General features: G+C 39.1%; 16 protein-coding genes and 1 tRNA gene. 6 read left to right on the top strand and 11 right to left on the bottom strand.

Annotated features, from left to right (window positions below; translation table 11 throughout):
* Positions 1 to 59 precede the first annotated feature (59 nt).
* From tsf to DCO44_RS03890, 5 genes are all read left to right on the top strand, one after another.
* Positions 60 to 935: a translation elongation factor Ts gene (gene tsf / locus DCO44_RS03910; RefSeq protein ID WP_016167396.1), complete on the top strand. Its 876-nt coding sequence runs from the start codon at positions 60 to 62 to the stop codon at positions 933 to 935.
* 63 nt (positions 936 to 998) lie between these two features.
* Positions 999 to 1,475, top strand: coding sequence for a DUF3465 domain-containing protein (locus tag DCO44_RS03905; protein WP_116759303.1), 477 nt, complete (start codon positions 999 to 1,001; stop codon positions 1,473 to 1,475).
* A 95-nt stretch (positions 1,476 to 1,570) separates the two neighbouring features.
* Positions 1,571 to 2,401, top strand: coding sequence for a helix-turn-helix transcriptional regulator (locus DCO44_RS03900; protein ID WP_116759302.1), 831 nt, complete (start codon positions 1,571 to 1,573; stop codon positions 2,399 to 2,401).
* A gap of 176 nt (positions 2,402 to 2,577) precedes the next feature.
* Positions 2,578 to 3,291: an AzlC family ABC transporter permease gene (locus DCO44_RS03895; RefSeq protein ID WP_116759301.1), complete on the top strand. Its 714-nt coding sequence runs from the start codon at positions 2,578 to 2,580 to the stop codon at positions 3,289 to 3,291.
* Positions 3,288 to 3,602 carry an AzlD domain-containing protein gene (locus DCO44_RS03890; RefSeq protein ID WP_116759300.1) on the top strand — a complete coding sequence of 105 codons (315 nt, stop codon included), beginning with the start codon at positions 3,288 to 3,290 and terminating at the stop codon, positions 3,600 to 3,602. The genes DCO44_RS03895 and DCO44_RS03890 overlap by 4 nt, the downstream gene beginning before the upstream one ends.
* 62 nt (positions 3,603 to 3,664) lie before the next feature.
* On the opposite strand, the gene DCO44_RS03885 is transcribed toward DCO44_RS03890, so the two are convergent.
* From DCO44_RS03885 to DCO44_RS03845, 9 genes are all read right to left on the bottom strand, one after another.
* Positions 3,665 to 4,120 (bottom strand): DUF962 domain-containing protein, encoded by a 456-nt coding sequence (locus DCO44_RS03885; protein ID WP_116759299.1) that lies wholly within the window; start codon positions 4,118 to 4,120, stop codon positions 3,665 to 3,667.
* 180 nt (positions 4,121 to 4,300) lie between these two features.
* Positions 4,301 to 6,079, bottom strand: a complete 1,779-nt coding sequence (locus DCO44_RS03880) for an amidohydrolase (protein WP_228157502.1) — start codon at positions 6,077 to 6,079, stop codon at positions 4,301 to 4,303.
* A gap of 127 nt (positions 6,080 to 6,206) precedes the next feature.
* Positions 6,207 to 6,818, bottom strand: a complete 612-nt coding sequence (locus tag DCO44_RS03875) for a septal ring lytic transglycosylase RlpA family protein (protein WP_116759298.1) — start codon at positions 6,816 to 6,818, stop codon at positions 6,207 to 6,209.
* Positions 6,819 to 7,111: 293 nt separating this feature from the next.
* Positions 7,112 to 8,113, bottom strand: coding sequence for a lytic murein transglycosylase B (mltB, locus tag DCO44_RS03870; RefSeq protein WP_116759297.1), 1,002 nt, complete (start codon positions 8,111 to 8,113; stop codon positions 7,112 to 7,114).
* 19 nt (positions 8,114 to 8,132) lie between these two features.
* Entirely contained in the window at positions 8,133 to 9,275 is a 1,143-nt protein-coding gene (rodA, locus tag DCO44_RS03865) for a rod shape-determining protein RodA (protein WP_116759296.1), read from the bottom strand.
* Between the two features lie 136 nt (positions 9,276 to 9,411).
* Positions 9,412 to 10,062: a hypothetical protein gene (locus DCO44_RS03860; RefSeq protein WP_116759295.1), complete on the bottom strand. Its 651-nt coding sequence runs from the start codon at positions 10,060 to 10,062 to the stop codon at positions 9,412 to 9,414.
* A 27-nt stretch (positions 10,063 to 10,089) separates the two neighbouring features.
* Complete coding sequence (gene queF, locus DCO44_RS03855; protein WP_116759294.1) at positions 10,090 to 10,905, bottom strand: NADPH-dependent 7-cyano-7-deazaguanine reductase QueF; 816 nt, start codon at positions 10,903 to 10,905, stop codon at positions 10,090 to 10,092.
* Positions 10,905 to 11,678, bottom strand: coding sequence for an ABC transporter permease (locus DCO44_RS03850; RefSeq protein ID WP_116759293.1), 774 nt, complete (start codon positions 11,676 to 11,678; stop codon positions 10,905 to 10,907). The genes queF and DCO44_RS03850 overlap by 1 nt, the downstream gene beginning before the upstream one ends.
* Entirely contained in the window at positions 11,675 to 12,610 is a 936-nt protein-coding gene (locus DCO44_RS03845; RefSeq protein ID WP_116759292.1) for an ABC transporter ATP-binding protein, read from the bottom strand. The genes DCO44_RS03850 and DCO44_RS03845 overlap by 4 nt, the downstream gene beginning before the upstream one ends.
* Before the next feature lie 178 nt (positions 12,611 to 12,788).
* On the opposite strand from DCO44_RS03845, the gene DCO44_RS03840 reads away from it, so the two are divergent.
* A tRNA-Arg gene (locus DCO44_RS03840) sits at positions 12,789 to 12,865 on the top strand.
* A 301-nt stretch (positions 12,866 to 13,166) separates the two neighbouring features.
* Here the strand turns inward: DCO44_RS03840 and DCO44_RS03835 are convergent.
* Together DCO44_RS03835 and aspT are read right to left on the bottom strand one after the other, a co-directional pair.
* Entirely contained in the window at positions 13,167 to 14,771 is a 1,605-nt protein-coding gene (locus DCO44_RS03835) for a bifunctional aspartate transaminase/aspartate 4-decarboxylase (RefSeq protein ID WP_116759291.1), read from the bottom strand.
* Between the two features lie 54 nt (positions 14,772 to 14,825).
* Complete coding sequence (aspT, locus tag DCO44_RS03830; RefSeq protein ID WP_116759290.1) at positions 14,826 to 16,511, bottom strand: aspartate-alanine antiporter; 1,686 nt, start codon at positions 16,509 to 16,511, stop codon at positions 14,826 to 14,828.
* Positions 16,512 to 16,740: the final 229 nt, after the last annotated feature.

Here is a 16,740-nt window from a genome sequence, read left to right as displayed (position 1 = left end):
CTCTGGGCCGTTTCTGTTCTAAAAAGAATTCATTTTCTACCGATTTTTAGGAGATACACATGACTGCTATTACTGCAAGCATGGTTAAAGAATTGCGTGACCGTACTGGTTTAGCAATGATGGAATGTAAAAAAGCATTAACAGAAGCGAACGGTGACATCGAATTAGCGATTGATAACCTTCGTAAATCTGGTCAAGCTAAAGCTGCTAAAAAAGCGGGTAACATCGCTGCTGACGGCGCGATCACGATTGCTCAAGAAGGCAACAAAGCTATTCTTTTAGAAGTAAACTGCCAAACTGACTTCGTTGCTAAAGACGAAAACTTTGCTGGCTTCTCTGCGAAAGTTGCTGCTGCTGCACTTGCTGCTGGCGAAACTGATGCTGCTAAAATTGCTGAACTTAAACTTGAAGATGGCACGACTGTTGAAGAAGCGCGTATTGCTCTTGTTCAAAAAATCGGTGAAAACATCCAAGTACGTCGTGCTAAAATTGTTGAAGGTGAAAACCTTGCAGTTTACAAACACGGTTTAAAAATTGGTGTTGTAGTTGCTTATACTGGTCAAGCTGACACTGGTAAAGGTGTTGCAATGCACGTTGCTGCGTTCAACCCAGTTGCTGTAACTGCTGAAGGCGTTTCTGCTGAGCTTATCGCGAAAGAGAAAGAAATTGCTGAAGCGAAAGCGATTGAATCTGGCAAGCCAGCAAACATCGTTGAGAAGATGGTCACTGGTTCAGTTGAGAAATACTTGAACGAAGTTGTACTTGAGCGTCAAATGTACGTAATTGACAACGATAAGAAAGTTGCTGACGTATTAAAAGCGACTGGTACAACTGTTGCTCAATTCGTTCGTTTCGAAGTGGGTGAAGGCATTGAGAAAAAAGCTGAACTTTCTTTTGCTGAAGAAGTTGCTGCTGCTCAAGCTGCTGCAAAATAATTTTATTTTGCAAAAAAAAGCCCCTTCTGGGGCTTTTTTTATATCAAATAAAAAGGATAAAAAATGATGAATAAAACAAATTTGAGAATAGGCGTCGTTATTCTAGTGCTTATTGCTGCATATCTAGGAATAAACCGAGAACAGCATACGCCTCCTAAAAATGAATCTCCGATCACAACGCCATCGGAAACAGTATCAACAGTTGATGATCGTCAGAAAATACAACAGGCATTTCAGCAACAACAAAATAATGTTCAAGTCCGTGCAAGTGGTGTGGTCAAAGCGATTCTTGCGGATGATCATGAAGGCTCAAGGCACCAGAAATTTATATTGTTATTAAAGAACGGATTAACAGTATTGGTCGCACATAATATTGATTTAGCACCCAGAATAGAAAATGTACAAAAAGGGGATACGGTTGAGTTTTATGGTGAATATGAATACAACCCGAAGGGTGGGATAATTCATTGGACGCATCATGATCCAGAGCGGCAGCACATTGGTGGTTGGTTAAAACATCAAGGAAGAATTTATCAATAAAAAATCAGAGAGCAATTTTGTTCTATACAGCAAAAATAGACATGCTATTTTGCATGTGCAATAGGTTTGACTGGCATGAATGAAGAATTAATTGTATGAGCGAAGTGAAGCATGAGTTTGTTAAATTTAAGCATGTCCAAGAATTGGGTGGCTTAGAGTTACTGAATGCTTCGTATATACAAAAGCAATTCTCTAAACATGTGCATGAAGGCTATTGCATCGGGGTGATAGAAGAGGGTGCGCAGTCTTTTTATCGGACAGGTGCACTGCATATTGCACCTAAAGGGCATATCATTTTGGTGAATGCAGATGAAGTGCATACGGGTTCATCTGCAGTGGAAACAGGGTGGCGTTATCGCGCCATTTATCCGACACCTGAAATGTTAAGAGATGTGAGTCAAGACCTTTTCCAACCTTCAGGAACCATGCCGTGGTTTCCCCATGCAGTGATTCAGGATGAAGGCTTGGCACAACAACTTAGCTTGCTATTCGACTTATTAGAAAATAAAGATAATCAATTGTTTAAACAAACTTTATACCTATCTACGCTGGCTTATTTAATGTCACATCACAGCCGTACTAAGCTGGGTGAGTTGCCATTGCCTGAAGCGCAAAATCGTATATTGATGATTAAAGATTTATTGGCGAGTGCACCTGAAAAAGATTATTCACTGAATGAGCTGGCAGAAACAGCAGGTTTAAGCCCTTGGCATTTTTTGCGACAATTTAAAAAATATACGGGTCTTCCACCACATGCATGGCTCATTCAGTTTCGTTTGCATCAAGCGAAGCAACTGTTAAAACGCGGTGAAAATATTGCTTTGGTGGCCGATTTATGTGGCTTTTCAGATCAGAGTCATTTTAATCGGCATTTCAAAAAATCGGTGGGAGTGACACCTTTGCAATACGTGATGAGTCTACGTTAGAAGAAGTGATTCTAATTTTAATGTGTTATTTAAATGATTCAAGTTTATAAATTTAATTAAGATTATTCGCTTCGTTTCATGCTTTGATTATTTCATGATTATTCAGCAATTTTGTACAAGATCATCCTTCTGTAAAACGCCTATTTTATAGATGTGTTTATTCAGTAGATGTTGTTATGGATCTTTCTCAACAGCAATTAAGAGCTAGGGCCTATCATAAGTCGCAAGATTTTATCCAAGGCGCAATCGATATCGTTCCTTTATCGATTGCGGTACTACCATGGGGGATTTTGGCGGGTTCAGTTGCCATTGATGCAGGACTGAGCATTCCACAGGCAGTAGCGATGTCGGCGGTTGTGTTTGCGGGAGCAGCACAACTGGTAAGTTTGGGAATGTGGTCTGCGGATGCAACAGCACTTACAATTGCAATTACAGTATTTTTCTTAACCAGTCAGCATTTTATTTATGCCTTAACCTTGCGCAAAGATATTTCGGTTTTGGCGAGTTATTACCGAATTCCTTTGGGATTTTTATTGACGGATGAATTATTTGCAGTCGCCATGACCAAGCAACTGCGTGGACCATATTATTTATTGGGTGCAGGCTTATGTTTTTATCTCGCGTGGGTGCTATTTAGTCTATTGGGAATTTATTTGGCTTCGACAGTTCCTAATTTGTCGAACTTGCATTTAGATTTTTCTATCGTTGCTGTTTTGGTGGCGATTATTGTTCCCTTTATTAAAAATTGGATGAGTTTGGTTGGTGTCATCACCACAATTCTAAGCTCGCTGTGTTTAACCGCGTTGCATATAGAAGCCTCAATTTTAATCTCTGGCATGTTGGGAATGTTTGTTGCGGTGTGTCTGGAACACTGGGAGCAAAAAACATGAGTTGGTCATTTATTTTTTTGTTGGCTGCAATTGTATTTTTTAATCGTTATCTGTTTTTAGAACCTAAAGTTGCTATTCAATTCCCGATGTTTTTCGAGCGAATGTTGAAATATTCAGCACCCTGTTTATTAAGCGCAATTTGTATACCGATTATCTTTTTTGATCACGGTGAATGGAGATCGTTGCAGGGCAATAGTTATTTTTATGCCACGATATTTTGCGTTCTTGTATCCTTCTTTTTAAGAAAAATTTTAATCAGTTTGGCTTTGAGTTTGCTGTTTTTTTATGCACTAGAAGCTTGGGTGTTTTAATCGGGTTCACAGTGGAAAACATCTAAAAGATCAAATTCCACTGTGAAAATTATACTTATGCGCTAAATGGCGTTCATTTTCGCTCTAGCATGGGTTTTTAATTTGGGTACCAGTTTATTTAGATATGCATCCATACACCAAATTGGGCCAATGGGGAGGAATTGGAGGTCTTTAAAGAAAGAAGGTTTCTTTCCTTCAATTTTATGCCCATAAAACTGCCCAATCCAAGCAAAAATGAACAATCCAATATAAAAACCCACGCCAACAGGTAAAATTAAAATCAGCCATGCCATTATGAATAAGAGGGCAGCCATTGCCACAGCCAAAACAAGATCAAGTCGGCTATAAAAAATAAGAGTGAGGGCCACAATGAGAGCAGTAAGTAGCACACTAAAATGCGCCAAAATACCAATAATTGAAAATAGGATTGTCGGTACGCAAAGCCAGTGAATCATTTTATTGGTTTTATTTTGGTGGCTTTCACTGTATTCATCGAACCATTCGGTGATAGTTTTCATGTGTTGCTCCTGCAATTGCTTATTGTACTTTTTTTATTCATGTTTCGAAGAAACTATAAAATAGAAAACAACTGAGGTCAAAATTTGAAATTAAATTTTAGTCCATTTTTATCATTTGTTTTGTCATGCATTAACGCAGCTCAATGATTTTGAACTGCGCTTAGCGATGCATTTACAAATCTAATTTCCTGCGTGAAAAACTTCTTTGCCTTCTTTGAAAGTAGCAAGCACTTTAATATTTTTAATTTGATCACTCGGTATAGTCATGGGGTTCTGATCCAGAATCACAAAATCAGCTACTTTCCCTGGAGCCAGTGTTCCTTTGCTGTCTTCTTCAAAATATTGATAGGCGGCCCAACTGGTCATGCTCTTGAGCGCAAGATAAGGACTGACGCGTTGATCTTCACCTAAAACTTCACCACTTCGTGTGACACGATTTACAGTAGTGTCCAAAGTCATCATGCTATTTGGGGGAATGACGGGTGCATCATGATGTTGGGTAAATAAAATCCCTTTTCTTAAGGCTGAGCCAGTAGGAGAAATGTTTTGAGCGCGTTGAAGACCTAAAGTCTCATGAATATGCCAGTCTCCCCAGTAATAAGTATGTAGAGAGAAGAAAGAAGGAATGAGTTTTAGTTCTTTGGCTTTGTCTAGTTGGTTTTCCCGCATGGTTTGCGCATGAATAATTACATTGCGTCGATCTTGGATTGGAAATTTAGCTGTAGCTTTTTCAATGGTATTTAAATACTGATCAATAGCAGCATCACCATTGGCATGCGCTAAAATTTGCCAATTATTTTGAAAGGCTAAATCAATCAGATTTTGTACTGTGCTTTGTTGAGGGAAGGCGGCATAACCACGATAAGATTTTTTTTGACCTTCAGGTGGGATTAGATAGGGTTTGGTCAGCCAAGCGGTTTTACCTTGTGGAGATCCATCCAGACTAATTTTAACGCCCCCAATTCTATAGTGGTGTTTATATTCTCGGTTGGTACCATGTTGCAGCATATAGTTTTTTTCGGTGCTAATGTCTGGATAGACCACCAAATCTACAGGTAATTTGCCATTTTTCGCTAAATCGCGCCACATCTCTGAAGTCCCTGCATCTGCTCGACCTTCTTGAATGGTAGTGTATCCATTTTTGACATAGGTCTGTACCGCTGTGAGTGCCATTTTTTCCATGGTTTCAGGTGGCATATGTTGGAAAATTTGAATCATGGCTTTAAAAACCACACTTTCCTCAAGTACGCCATTGGGTTCTTTAGAATTTGCTTTACGACGGATAACACCGCCAGTTGGATTTGGTGTTTGGGCATCAATTTTGAGTAGTTCGAGTGCTTTGGTGTTGACCGTGGCCAAATGACCAGATTGATGTAAAACAATGACAGGTTGGTCGGTTGAGATTTTATCTAGTTCAGTCGCGGTAGGATGGCGCTTTTCAGTTAATTGGGCATCATCATATCCGTTGCCGATAATCCACCCCGAAGCTTGTTGAATGAAAGCAGGATTATTATTTTTCCATATTTGCATTGCTTGAATCAGAGAGGGGATATCTGTGACTTTGCCATCTGGCGGGGCATAAAGATTAGCAACGGTTTGTTGTAAGCCGACACTGTTGGCATGGCTATGCGCATCGATGAGCCCAGGAATAACGGTGTGGTTTTTTAAGTTAAAACGTTGCGCACGCAGATTGAGTCGCTTTGCCTCAGCAAGAGAGCCAGTAAATCTGATCATCCCATTTTCAACCAACATCGCTTCAACGTATGTCGGGGTATCGCCTTGCATGGTTAGAATAGGGCCACCATGCAGAATAAAGGTAGAATTCTGTCTGGGGTCTATTTTTTGACCGCGATGAATATGTTTTGAGATGGAGTAGCTACAAGCAGACAATAAAACCGTACTCATTAGAGCAAAAACTTTTAAATGCGAAGTTGTTAAATATTGGATTGATTTTGTCATTAGATCGTTTCCCAGACAGGTTGTCGATTTCTTGTCTTTTTTTTAAAATAACATATTAATTAAATTAGAAAATAAAAAAAGCCACTTAGACGTGGCTTTTTATCAAATGTATTGTGCATCAGTGAAATTAAGAATTGGGACCTGCAACGCGTTCAATGCTTACTTTTGCTGTTCCTGCATTGGTGATACCAAGTTGTTTTGCAGCACCATAAGAAAGATCGACCACACGGTTGCCATGGAATGGACCACGGTCATTGACTTTGACAACCACACTTTTGCCGTTATTTTTGTTGGTCACACGAATGTAGCAGTTAAGTGGCAAGCTACGATGAGCTGCTGTTAATGCATTCATGTCAAATGTTTCACCATTTGCAGTTTTACGACCATGGAACTGACGACCATACCATGAGGCAACACCAGTTTGGCTAAATTGACGAACAGTATTTGACGCAACATTATTTAACTTGTCAATGACTGAGGGCTCATTTGCTGGGATTTCAATTTTCGCAGCAATGGTTTCGCGGCGAATTTTATCTCCAGAACTCTCAGTAATTGAAAGGCTATTTAGATTTGAAAAGTGAGAGTTAAAACTCTGAGCATCTTTGTTTAAAACACGTGCTGCTAAACGTGAATTATCATTGTCATTATTTAATGATGATGATTGAACCAATTCGGCCTGTGACTGGGTCAGGGCGAACGTGGTGGTTATGGCAAGAATATATTTCATTGAAGAATGCATAAAATCTCCTAAAGGCGGGTTTGCAGAGCAGTAATTCAGTAGTAAAACCTTGAATTACAAGCAAACGGGCCGATTTATTCACTTGTGCAACTACATTTGACGAGATGGATAATATTCATGCCACAGTGAGGGTGTCTAGTCTTTATACCGAAATCTTTACAAAAAGTAGGTAATTAAATTGTTTTGTGGTTAATAAATATACAATATTGTAACATTGTATTTAATTTGTCTATTTTATACACTTTATAGTTAAAAAAAAGATTGACTTATTTTCTTTCTGTAAAAAGCTAGCCTTAGCGGCTAGCAATTTCAGTACCTAATTGCCACACAGCAGTGGCATACATACGGCTCTTATTATAAGTGGTAATGACTTGAAAATTCGGGTAAGTAATGTAGTAAATTGAACCATAATTTTCTTGAAGTTGAATGACATTGATCATATCTAAATCATCAATTTGTACCACTGGATTGATGGGTGAAATACCCTGTGATTTTAATACGCCATAAGGGGTCGGTTGTTCAAGGTTCTTGGCAATAATGGCATCAGGTGTCGAACCTGTGTAACGCGCCGCAAAACCAATCGGTTGATTTCTTTGCCAACCATGTTGCGCGAGATAGTTTGCAATAGAACCAATCGCATCGACTGCTGAATTTCTTAGGTCAACATGTCCATTTCCATCGTAGTCCACGCCATATTTAGGAATGTTACTGGGCATAAATTGTGGATAGCCAATTGCACCTGCATAAGACCCTACGACAGAGTTGGCCGGCACACCATCTTTATAAGTCCATGCAATCAGTGCAGACAGCTCATCTTGGAAGTAGGCAGCACGACGTTCATAACCAAATGCAAGGGTTGCTAAGGCATCTCGAGTGATGAAATTGCCTTTATTTGCACCAAAACCTGTTTCTACCCCTAAAATGCCTAAAATCACAGATTGTGGAACACCAAATTGCTGTTCCGCACGGTTTAAGGTATCTGCATATTGATTTTTGAATCGAACACCACGCTGAATGGTACTTTCAGACATGAAATTGGTTTTATAGTCATACCATGGCTTACTTTCACCAGGTCGGTTCATAATATTGATAATGTTGGGAAGATTACGTGAGCCATTCATTGCCCAATCGACTTGTTCAGCAGTTAAACCATAGCTTTGCATGGTTTTTTGTTTGAAACTGGAGTATTGGGGATCATTGGCAAAATCATTTGCTTGGCAAAAACTGGTAATTGAAAAAGCACCAATAAGTAAAGATAAACGCTTCAGTTTTTTATAAATAGACAAATTCGTCATATAGGTTAAATCCCAAAAATTATCGATGTGTATGAATTGACATCACAACGCCAAAAGTGGCCATTAAAGTAATAATTGCAGTACCGCCATAACTCATAAAAGGTAAAGGCACACCCACTACCGGTAAAATACCACTGACCATGCCTGCATTGACAAAGACATATACAAAAAATGACAAAGCAAAACTGCTTGCCACTAAACGTCCAAAGTTATGAAAACTGTTTAATCCAATTTGAAACGTTCGGCTAATGATTGCAAAGTACAGTATAATCAATATGATAATACCAATCAGCCCAAATTCTTCAGAAAATGCAGCAATAATAAAATCGGTATGACCTTCAGGCAAGAAATGTAAGTGAGATTGAGTGCCTAAGAGGTATCCTTTACCTAAAACTCCACCAGAACCTATGGCAGTTTCTGATTGAATAATATTCCAACCCGTACCCAGTGCATCGGCTTCGGGATGGATCAAGGTTAAAACGCGTTGTCGTTGATAATCATGCAGTAAAAATTGCCAAGCAATAGGAATAATCAGTGCTGCGAGTCCGATTGCAGTTGCAATCAAACGCCAAGACAAGCCACTGAGAAATAAAACAAAGATCCCACTTGAAAGCACCAGTAATGAAGTACCAAGATCGGGCTGTTCAGCAATTAAAATAAAGGGAATGCCAATAAAGATTAAACAAATGCCAATCTGACTGATTTTAGGGGGTAAAGGCCGCCGAGATAAAAACCATGCAATCATCAAGGGCATGGCAATTTTCATAAATTCGCTGGGTTGTACACTGCCCAGTCCTGGAATATCAATCCATCGCTGTGCACCTAAACGAACTTCCCCAAAGAGTTTGACCCCAATAAGTGACAACAGTGCCACTATATATAGATAAGGTGTAAAAGATTGATACACCTTTGGCGGAACTTGTGCCAAACCTAACATGGTGAAAAAACCAATCGCAAAACTGATGGCTTGTTTCGACACTAGACTCCAGTCTTGTTCGGAAGCACTATACAGCACAGTTAAACCTAATAATGCAGTGAGCAATAAATAGAGGCATAACCATGGATCTAAGTGTAATTTGTGCCATTTCGATGGCAATAAAGTTGTGCTTAAACCGTCACGGGGTGCATGACGTAAGAATTTGGACTGTGGAAGAGTAGTCATGGAAGATATTTGTAGAATAAAGTCTTAGGTCGTATTTTGCCTCTGCTACCTTATACCTGTGTATGGATGCTGTATATCAATATTTAGCAATAAAAAAACCTAGCAAAAGCTAGGTTTTCGATAGTTTAAATTTCTATCAATGATGGAACAACGTATCGTGATACTCAGCCAAAATAATCAATTCTTCCTTGGTTAAATGTGGGAAGATTTTATCAATTGCAATATGTACGGCTTTAATGACCGCCGCAGAGCCGATATCTGCCGCTTTACGCTTAATCATGCCTAAATCGAGGGTTTTGTTAAAATCATTCATGAAATGACGTACAGTGGCTTCTGCGAACTGTTTGTATAATTCGATCAAAACGGCTTTATTGGTATCACTACCTGCACGAATATCAGCAAATGTAGTCTTTAAATTAGTCACCAAGCTGGCATCTAAACTTTCACCTACGCGATATTGACCTTGTGCATCTTTAAATAAGCTTTTTTCAGAAAACTCAATCGATTGTTTCACCACATCATTTGGAGCTTTACTTAAAAGTTGCTTCAATAGCACCGCAACCGTAGATTTAATGTAACCTGCTAATTTTTCGGCAGTATCACGTTTATCACTCGGCGGAAAACGACGAACTAACTCCGTTAAAATGGCGTCAATAATTTCGTCATTAATCAATAAAGCAGTTTGATCGCGCAAAGGGTAGAGTGCTTCACTTGAATTTTTCTTCTGCTGACCTGTTTGAATACTATTTAATAGTGTTTCAGAAGGGACAAAACCAAAAAAAGGCATTGTTATTTAACCTCAGTATTATTCATTTTATTGTCGCGCCAAGCGAATTGGGCGAGGCATCCATGTTAAATCCGATACACGACAAGGATTGATGTCTAAACCACCTCGGCGGGTATAAGCTGCATAAACCATAAGCTTTTCAGGTTGTAGATTTTGCCAGATATCGGCAAACATCTGTTCAACACATTGCTCATGGAAACCATTATGCTGGCGGTAGGAGATAATATAGGCTAAAAGTGAGCGATAACAAGGCTTTTTACCTTGATAGCGGATAAATACCGTACCCCAATCGGGTTGACCTGTCACAGGGCAGTTACTACGCAGTAAATGTGAATAGAGTTGTACTTCTAGGTTGTCTGTATTTTCATGATCGAAACTGAGTAGGGAAGCATCGGGTTGATTTTCCAGACGTTCAGGAACCAAGTCATCAATACAGATGCCTTCGGGCTGATAAATGGCTAAATCATCCACTTGGAACAATTGAATTGTTACTGTAGCGCCCGCAGCCGCAGATAAATCTTTTTCTACAGTAGCTATAAATGTGGCTTCAGAATCGAATTGGGTAAAGTTCAGACTATTAAAATAAAGCTTGAGTGATTTGGACTCAATTAAATTGGGCGAAGAAGCTGGCAGCGTTAAGCGACCAATCGCAACTTGAGGAATACCTTGAGCATTGAGCCAAGAAATTTCAAATACATGCCACCAGTCTTTACCCTGTTGAATACCCTCAATATGGGCATAGCTTGAACGTGCCTGAGCACGTGCAATTGGAAAAAGAATATCTGGTTGATATGTTGATGGATATTGGGTGTCTTTACCGAGTAAAGAAAGTTCTACACTCATTATTCACGCATTCCTGAGCCACGAGAAAGTAAATAATACGCTATACCGTAAAGGACAGCACAACATAAAGTAACCACGGTGAGTGAAATCGAAACGTTCACATCACTATGACCTAGAATTCCGAAACGGAAAGCATTAACCATATAGACAATTGGGTTAATTAAAGACAAATTTTGCCAAAATGGGCTAAGTGCGCTAATCGCATAAAATACACCGCCTAAATAAGTTAAAGGGGTAAGTACAAAAGTTGGAATGATTGAAATATCGTCAAAAGATTTGGCGTAAACAGCATTAATAAAACCGCCTAATGAAAATAATAATGAGGTCACAATCACTGTATATATAGTCACAAACCAGTTGGTAATATATAAGTCAGTAAAAAACAGACTCATAGCCGTCACAATAATCCCAACCAGTACACCACGACATAATCCGCCCAAGACATAGCCCCAAAGGACTAAATGTAAAGGGACAGGACTCATAATTAATTCTTCAATACTTTTTTGGAATTTGGCACTAAAGAAACTGGAGGAAACGTTGGCATAGCTATTGGTAATCACCGCCATCATAATTAAGCCAGGCACAATGAATTGCATATAGCTAAAGCCGCCCATTTGCCCAATACGAGAACCGACTAAATTACCAAAAATCACAAAATATAGACTCATGGTAATGGCTGGTGGTAAGAGAGTTTGCGGCCAGATGCGCATAAAGCGGCGAACTTCTTTATGTACTAATGTGAAAAGGGCAACACGCATTTGAGTCATATTCATGGTGTAGCTCCCTCCAAATTTTTCTCCACAAGTCTGACAAACAGTTCTTCAAGGCGGTTAGATTTATTGCGCATACTACGCACTTGAATGCCTTGTGCTTCAAGTAACTGGAATAGCTGATTTAAGGTATGCGCTTTGTCCATGGTGACTTCAAGCGTTACAGGATCAATTAAATTGAAGCGAACACCAATAATATCGAGATGCAGAGGTTGAATTGGCTCAGCCAAGTCAAAAATAAATGATTCTTCATGTAATTGATTGAGGAATGCTTTCATGGAGGTATCTTCTTTAATGACACCGCGGTCGATGATAGCAATACGGCGACACAACATTTCAGCTTCTTCTAAATAATGGGTCGTTAGAATGATGGATGTACCATTTTCATTCATTTCCGTCAGGAAATCCCACATTGAACGACGCAGTTCAATGTCGACACCCGCAGTAGGTTCATCCAGAATCAAAAGTTTTGGTTCATGCATCATGGCACGTGCGATCATGAGGCGGCGTTTCATACCACCTGACAGCATACGACCTTGGGTATTTCGTTTTTCCCAAAGCCCTAATTTTTCTAAATAATGTTCGGCACGTTGCTCTGCAATTTTACGGGGAATACCGTAATAGCCTGCTTGCGTCACCAAAATATCGAATGTTTTTTCAAATTGACCAAAGTTAAATTCTTGTGGCACAACACCTAAGCATTGCTTGGCACGTGATGGGTGCGTATCGAGATTATGACCAAAAATTTCGACAGTACCTGCGGTCTTTTTGGTTAAAGAACTAATGATGCCGATGGTCGTCGATTTGCCAGCACCGTTCGGTCCAAGAAGCGCATAAAACTCACCTTCTGGCACGGTTAAATTAATTCCTTTAAGGGCTTGAAAGCCATTACGATAAGTTTTGGACAAATCTCTGATCAGTAATGCATCGGTCATGAAGTTCTCACAGCATATAGAGTGTGACTATTGTGAGCGATCTTGATGAATAAACCAAGTAAATTACAGGGAATACTGCGTTGCATGCTTAGAACATTGATTAAACTCTAATCATAAAAATGAATGATTTATATATAGTTGCTTTCACTTCTTTATTTTTTTGTTATGATGTGCACGCGCGGCCATAGCTCAGTTGGATAGAGTACAAGTTTCCGAAGCTTGGGGTCGTGGGTTCGATTCCCGCTGGCCGCACCATATATCACTATAAAATCAATGACTTAATAACGATTAAGCATAAAATTAATAATAAAATTTCATGCTAAATTTTGTGAGATTTTCCAGTCTTTGTTTTTTAAATCTTTAGATCTTGCATTTAGTCATTTTAATACGTGAGCTAAATTTTGCCGTTTCGGGAATATTTCGAAATCCTTTTAGGCACATAATTGATGCTTTGAAATAATTTATTTTGTGGTAAAGAAATTCTACATAATTTAAAAGATGGCTTAATCATCAATTCATTAAGCCATCTTTTAAATATTACAATAAAAGCGTGAAACTACTTCGCTTTTTTCTTATTGGCTTTTTTAAATTCCTCATAGGCTTCTTCGGCAAATTTGCGTAAAGATGTTCCTATGGCTGCATATTGAAACTCATTTAAATTTGCCAATGATGCTCGAGCAGATGGATGCTGAACGCCGAAGCCAGAACCTGGTAAAAGTACGACACCTGTTTCATCCGCAACACGGAATAATAATTCTGTTGGATTCTTATTTTTCATAATCCATTCAGCAAACTCATCGCCATATAAAGTGCGAGAGGTTTTTTCCAAATTCACCAATGTGTAATAATCGACAGAATTTGGGTCTTGTGGAATTTCAACACCCAGTTGACGATATAGAGTGGCATCACGTTCACGAACCACAGATTTCACCGCTTTTTTGTAGCTTTGACGTGAATCCATCATATTAAATAATGCAAAAAGTACCATTTGAACTTGCTGTGGCGTTGATAAGTCCGCAGTATGATTTAAGGCGACATTTCGACTGTCGGCTACAAGGCGATCAATAAACTTGATGCTCGATGGATCGGTGGTCAAAGATGAATAACGTTCTTCGAGTTCTAACTTATCTTTTTTAGAGAGATTGGCAATTTTCTGATCTAAAATATTGTTGTTACTGAGCGCAATTACACCGAGTCTCCAACCCGTAGCTCCGAAATATTTCGAGAATGAATAAACCAAAATTGTATTGTCTGGGCATATCGCAAATAAGGATTTAAAGTTATCTGCAAATGTGCCATATACGTCATCTGTAAGAATAATCAGGTCTGGACGTTTTTTGACGATATCCGCCAGTATCGCTAAGCCTTCGTCACTCATTTTCACAGATGGAGGGTTACTTGGGTTAACTAAAAAGAATGCCTTGATAGAAGGGTCTTCTAATTTGCGTAATTCAGATTCTGGATACTGCCAGCCAAGGTTAGCATCTGCTTCAATCAGCACTTCTTCAAGCTGATAATCATTGAGTTTTGGGATTTCTAAATAAGGGGTGAAAATTGGAGAACCAATTGCAATTCGGTCCCCAGTAGAAATAATTTTATTTTCTTTCAGTGAATTAAAAATATACGCCATTGCAGCTGTGCCACCCTCAACTGCAAATAGGTCTAATCCTTCTTGTGGCATTCCTTGAACACCCATTTCACGTAAAATATATTCTTTAATAATTTTTTCACTGACTTTAAGCATTCGGTCTGGTACGGGGTAGTTACAACCGAGAATACCTTCAACCATCTCCAGTAAGAAAGCATCTGGATCTAACCCCAATTGATCACGGACATAGGAAATTGCTTTACCCAAAAAGACGACACCAGGTTTGTCTCGATTTTCTAGTACGAAATGATCAAAGCGTGACTGTAGCCCTTCGGCTCTAGGAAAACCACCTAGCCCTTCTGGCATGTAGGAAAATGAAAATTCAGACTCAGTTGCCGAGAATAAACCAAGCTGAAAAAAAGCACGGCGTGGTACGGTTGCAAGAAAGTTTGGATTTCCGCGCCCCGCATTGAGCATCATACGATCTGTATGACTTAAAGCTAATGCAATGAGTTCATCTTTGAGTTCAAATGGGCTTAGTTTTGCATATTTTGAGTAATCAACATTCCCCATGGGGTGTCTCCTTAATTATCGTGAAGTGTAAGTGTTTTAGATATAAAAACTTGTTTAGGCCAAACCGACAATGAGTGGTCCGAGTAAAGTCAAAAATACATTTGCTAATGCATAGGTAATGGCAAATGGTACGGTTGGAATAGAGTTTCCAGCTTTATCTAGTACTCCACCGAATGCTGGATTTGCACTTCGTGCACCCGAAAGGGCACCTGCCATAACTGCAACATTGTCATAACGAAGCACATAGCGTGCAAAGAACATGGACAGAATTAAAGGCACTAGCGTGACAACGACACCAATCATAAATAAAGACAGACCGCTTTCTTTAATGGTCTGAATTGCTTGTAAACCTGATTGTAAGCCGACGGCAGCGACAAAGCCTGCAAGACCTAAATCTTTAAGTAGTTGTGATGCAGCTAAAGGCATATTGCCGTGAACTTTATTTCGACTACGTAGCCAACCAAATAAAAGGCCCGATAATAATGCGCCACCGCCTGCACCGAGTGTGAGAGGGACATCTCCAATACGAATGACAAATAAGCCAATCAATAAGCCCACCACTAGACCAGCACCATGAAAAATCCAGTCTGTTTTAAGACTTTCTGGTAATGCTTTACCGGCTTCTTTGATTAAACGTTCTAAGTCACTTTTAGTGCCATAAACTGTCACAACATCACCTTGGCGAAGAATCGTGTCATCACTTAAAGGTTGAGCTTCTTCATTACGTTTAATACCGAGAACGTAAATGCCATGCTTTAAATAAGCAGGGGTATTGGCTTTAACATCACCCAGTGTTCGGTCAATATATTTAGAGTTTCTAAGAATGATATCTGTGGTTTCCATGACCATTTCCATTCCTGCTGAGGATTGGAGTTCGGTCCCGATATGATCAGCGGCGGCAACTACACTGGCACGACGACCCACCACAAGTACGACATCATCAGTTTGAAGTGAGAGTTCAGGGCTCACATCAATCAATTTATCTTTTCGTTTTAACCGTTCAATAGTCAAGCTTGGTGTTTGGGTTTCAATTTCTGCTAGCGTTTGTCCCGCTGCTTGTTGGACTTTATAAATACGACCGACAATTTCAGGTATGGCAAGCTCTTGACCTGGAGCGAGTTCAAAAGCACCTTTAAGGCGTTCAGCTTCTGCTTTTAAAGCATCATCGTGAATTTCTCGCCCCATGAATTTCGGCAAGATATTCACACAGATAATAATTGCGCCCAGAGATCCAAAAATGTAGGTGACGGCATAGCCAATAGCGACATTCGCTTGGAGTTTTTGAATTTCTGCAAGTGGTAAGTCTAGTCGAGACAGGGCATCACCAGCAGTCCCAATAATTGCAGATTGCGTCATTCCACCTGCGGCTAAACCAGCAGCTAAACCTTTATCTAGATTAAAAATCTTTGCCATCAGCAAAACAGTAATCAGTCCACTAATGGCCATAAATACCGCAAGTAAGATTTCTTTTATTGATTGTGGTCCCAGCGATTTAAAAAACTGGGGACCACTTTCGAAGCCAACCGCATAAATAAAAAGTGCAAATAGAAGAGCTTTAACTCCATTATCGACAGGGACACCAATTAGACTTAATACAACCGCGACAAGTAATGAGCCTGCAACTCCTCCAAATTGAAATTTTCCAAACTGGAATTGACCAATCCAAAAACCAATTGCAAGAGATAAAAATAAGAGTATTTCAGGACTATGCTTTAATTCATTTTGTAACCATTCAATCATGTGGATAGTCTCACTTTATCATTTGGTTAATATTGTTTATTAAAATTTATTTATTTTTGTGCTTCTAAAAAATATTCTGCGAATAGGTGTTTAGCAAATTAATTTACAATTTCATTTAAAAAGGCTTTATTTAATTTAATGATTTTATTAATTATTGATTTTTAATTAAATAATTGTTTTATGCATATTTCTTATAAAAACTATAATTTTTTAAATTTTTGAAAAAATT

This window comes from Acinetobacter sp. AM, from assembly GCF_003105055.1.
GTDB lineage: Bacteria > Pseudomonadota > Gammaproteobacteria > Pseudomonadales > Moraxellaceae > Acinetobacter > Acinetobacter tibetensis.
This window is presented reverse-complemented; position numbering and strand designations above follow the sequence as displayed.

What these genes read in the sequence shown, in the direction of transcription:
- tsf (WP_016167396.1), top strand. Translation starts at nt 60, where the DNA reads ATGACTGCTATTACTGCAAGCATGGTTAAAGAATTGCGTGACCGTACT.
- DCO44_RS03905 (WP_116759303.1), top strand. Translation starts at nt 999, where the DNA reads ATGATGAATAAAACAAATTTGAGAATAGGCGTCGTTATTCTAGTGCTT.
- DCO44_RS03900 (WP_116759302.1), top strand. Translation starts at nt 1,571, where the DNA reads ATGAGCGAAGTGAAGCATGAGTTTGTTAAATTTAAGCATGTCCAAGAA.
- DCO44_RS03895 (WP_116759301.1), top strand. Translation starts at nt 2,578, where the DNA reads ATGGATCTTTCTCAACAGCAATTAAGAGCTAGGGCCTATCATAAGTCG.
- DCO44_RS03890 (WP_116759300.1), top strand. Translation starts at nt 3,288, where the DNA reads ATGAGTTGGTCATTTATTTTTTTGTTGGCTGCAATTGTATTTTTTAAT.
- DCO44_RS03885 (WP_116759299.1), bottom strand. Translation starts at nt 4,120, where the DNA reads ATGAAAACTATCACCGAATGGTTCGATGAATACAGTGAAAGCCACCAA.
- DCO44_RS03880 (WP_228157502.1), bottom strand. Translation starts at nt 6,079, where the DNA reads ATGACAAAATCAATCCAATATTTAACAACTTCGCATTTAAAAGTTTTT.
- DCO44_RS03875 (WP_116759298.1), bottom strand. Translation starts at nt 6,818, where the DNA reads ATGCATTCTTCAATGAAATATATTCTTGCCATAACCACCACGTTCGCC.
- mltB (WP_116759297.1), bottom strand. Translation starts at nt 8,113, where the DNA reads ATGACGAATTTGTCTATTTATAAAAAACTGAAGCGTTTATCTTTACTT.
- rodA (WP_116759296.1), bottom strand. Translation starts at nt 9,275, where the DNA reads ATGACTACTCTTCCACAGTCCAAATTCTTACGTCATGCACCCCGTGAC.
- DCO44_RS03860 (WP_116759295.1), bottom strand. Translation starts at nt 10,062, where the DNA reads ATGCCTTTTTTTGGTTTTGTCCCTTCTGAAACACTATTAAATAGTATT.
- queF (WP_116759294.1), bottom strand. Translation starts at nt 10,905, where the DNA reads ATGAGTGTAGAACTTTCTTTACTCGGTAAAGACACCCAATATCCATCA.
- DCO44_RS03850 (WP_116759293.1), bottom strand. Translation starts at nt 11,678, where the DNA reads ATGAATATGACTCAAATGCGTGTTGCCCTTTTCACATTAGTACATAAA.
- DCO44_RS03845 (WP_116759292.1), bottom strand. Translation starts at nt 12,610, where the DNA reads ATGACCGATGCATTACTGATCAGAGATTTGTCCAAAACTTATCGTAAT.
- DCO44_RS03835 (WP_116759291.1), bottom strand. Translation starts at nt 14,771, where the DNA reads ATGGGGAATGTTGATTACTCAAAATATGCAAAACTAAGCCCATTTGAA.
- aspT (WP_116759290.1), bottom strand. Translation starts at nt 16,511, where the DNA reads ATGATTGAATGGTTACAAAATGAATTAAAGCATAGTCCTGAAATACTC.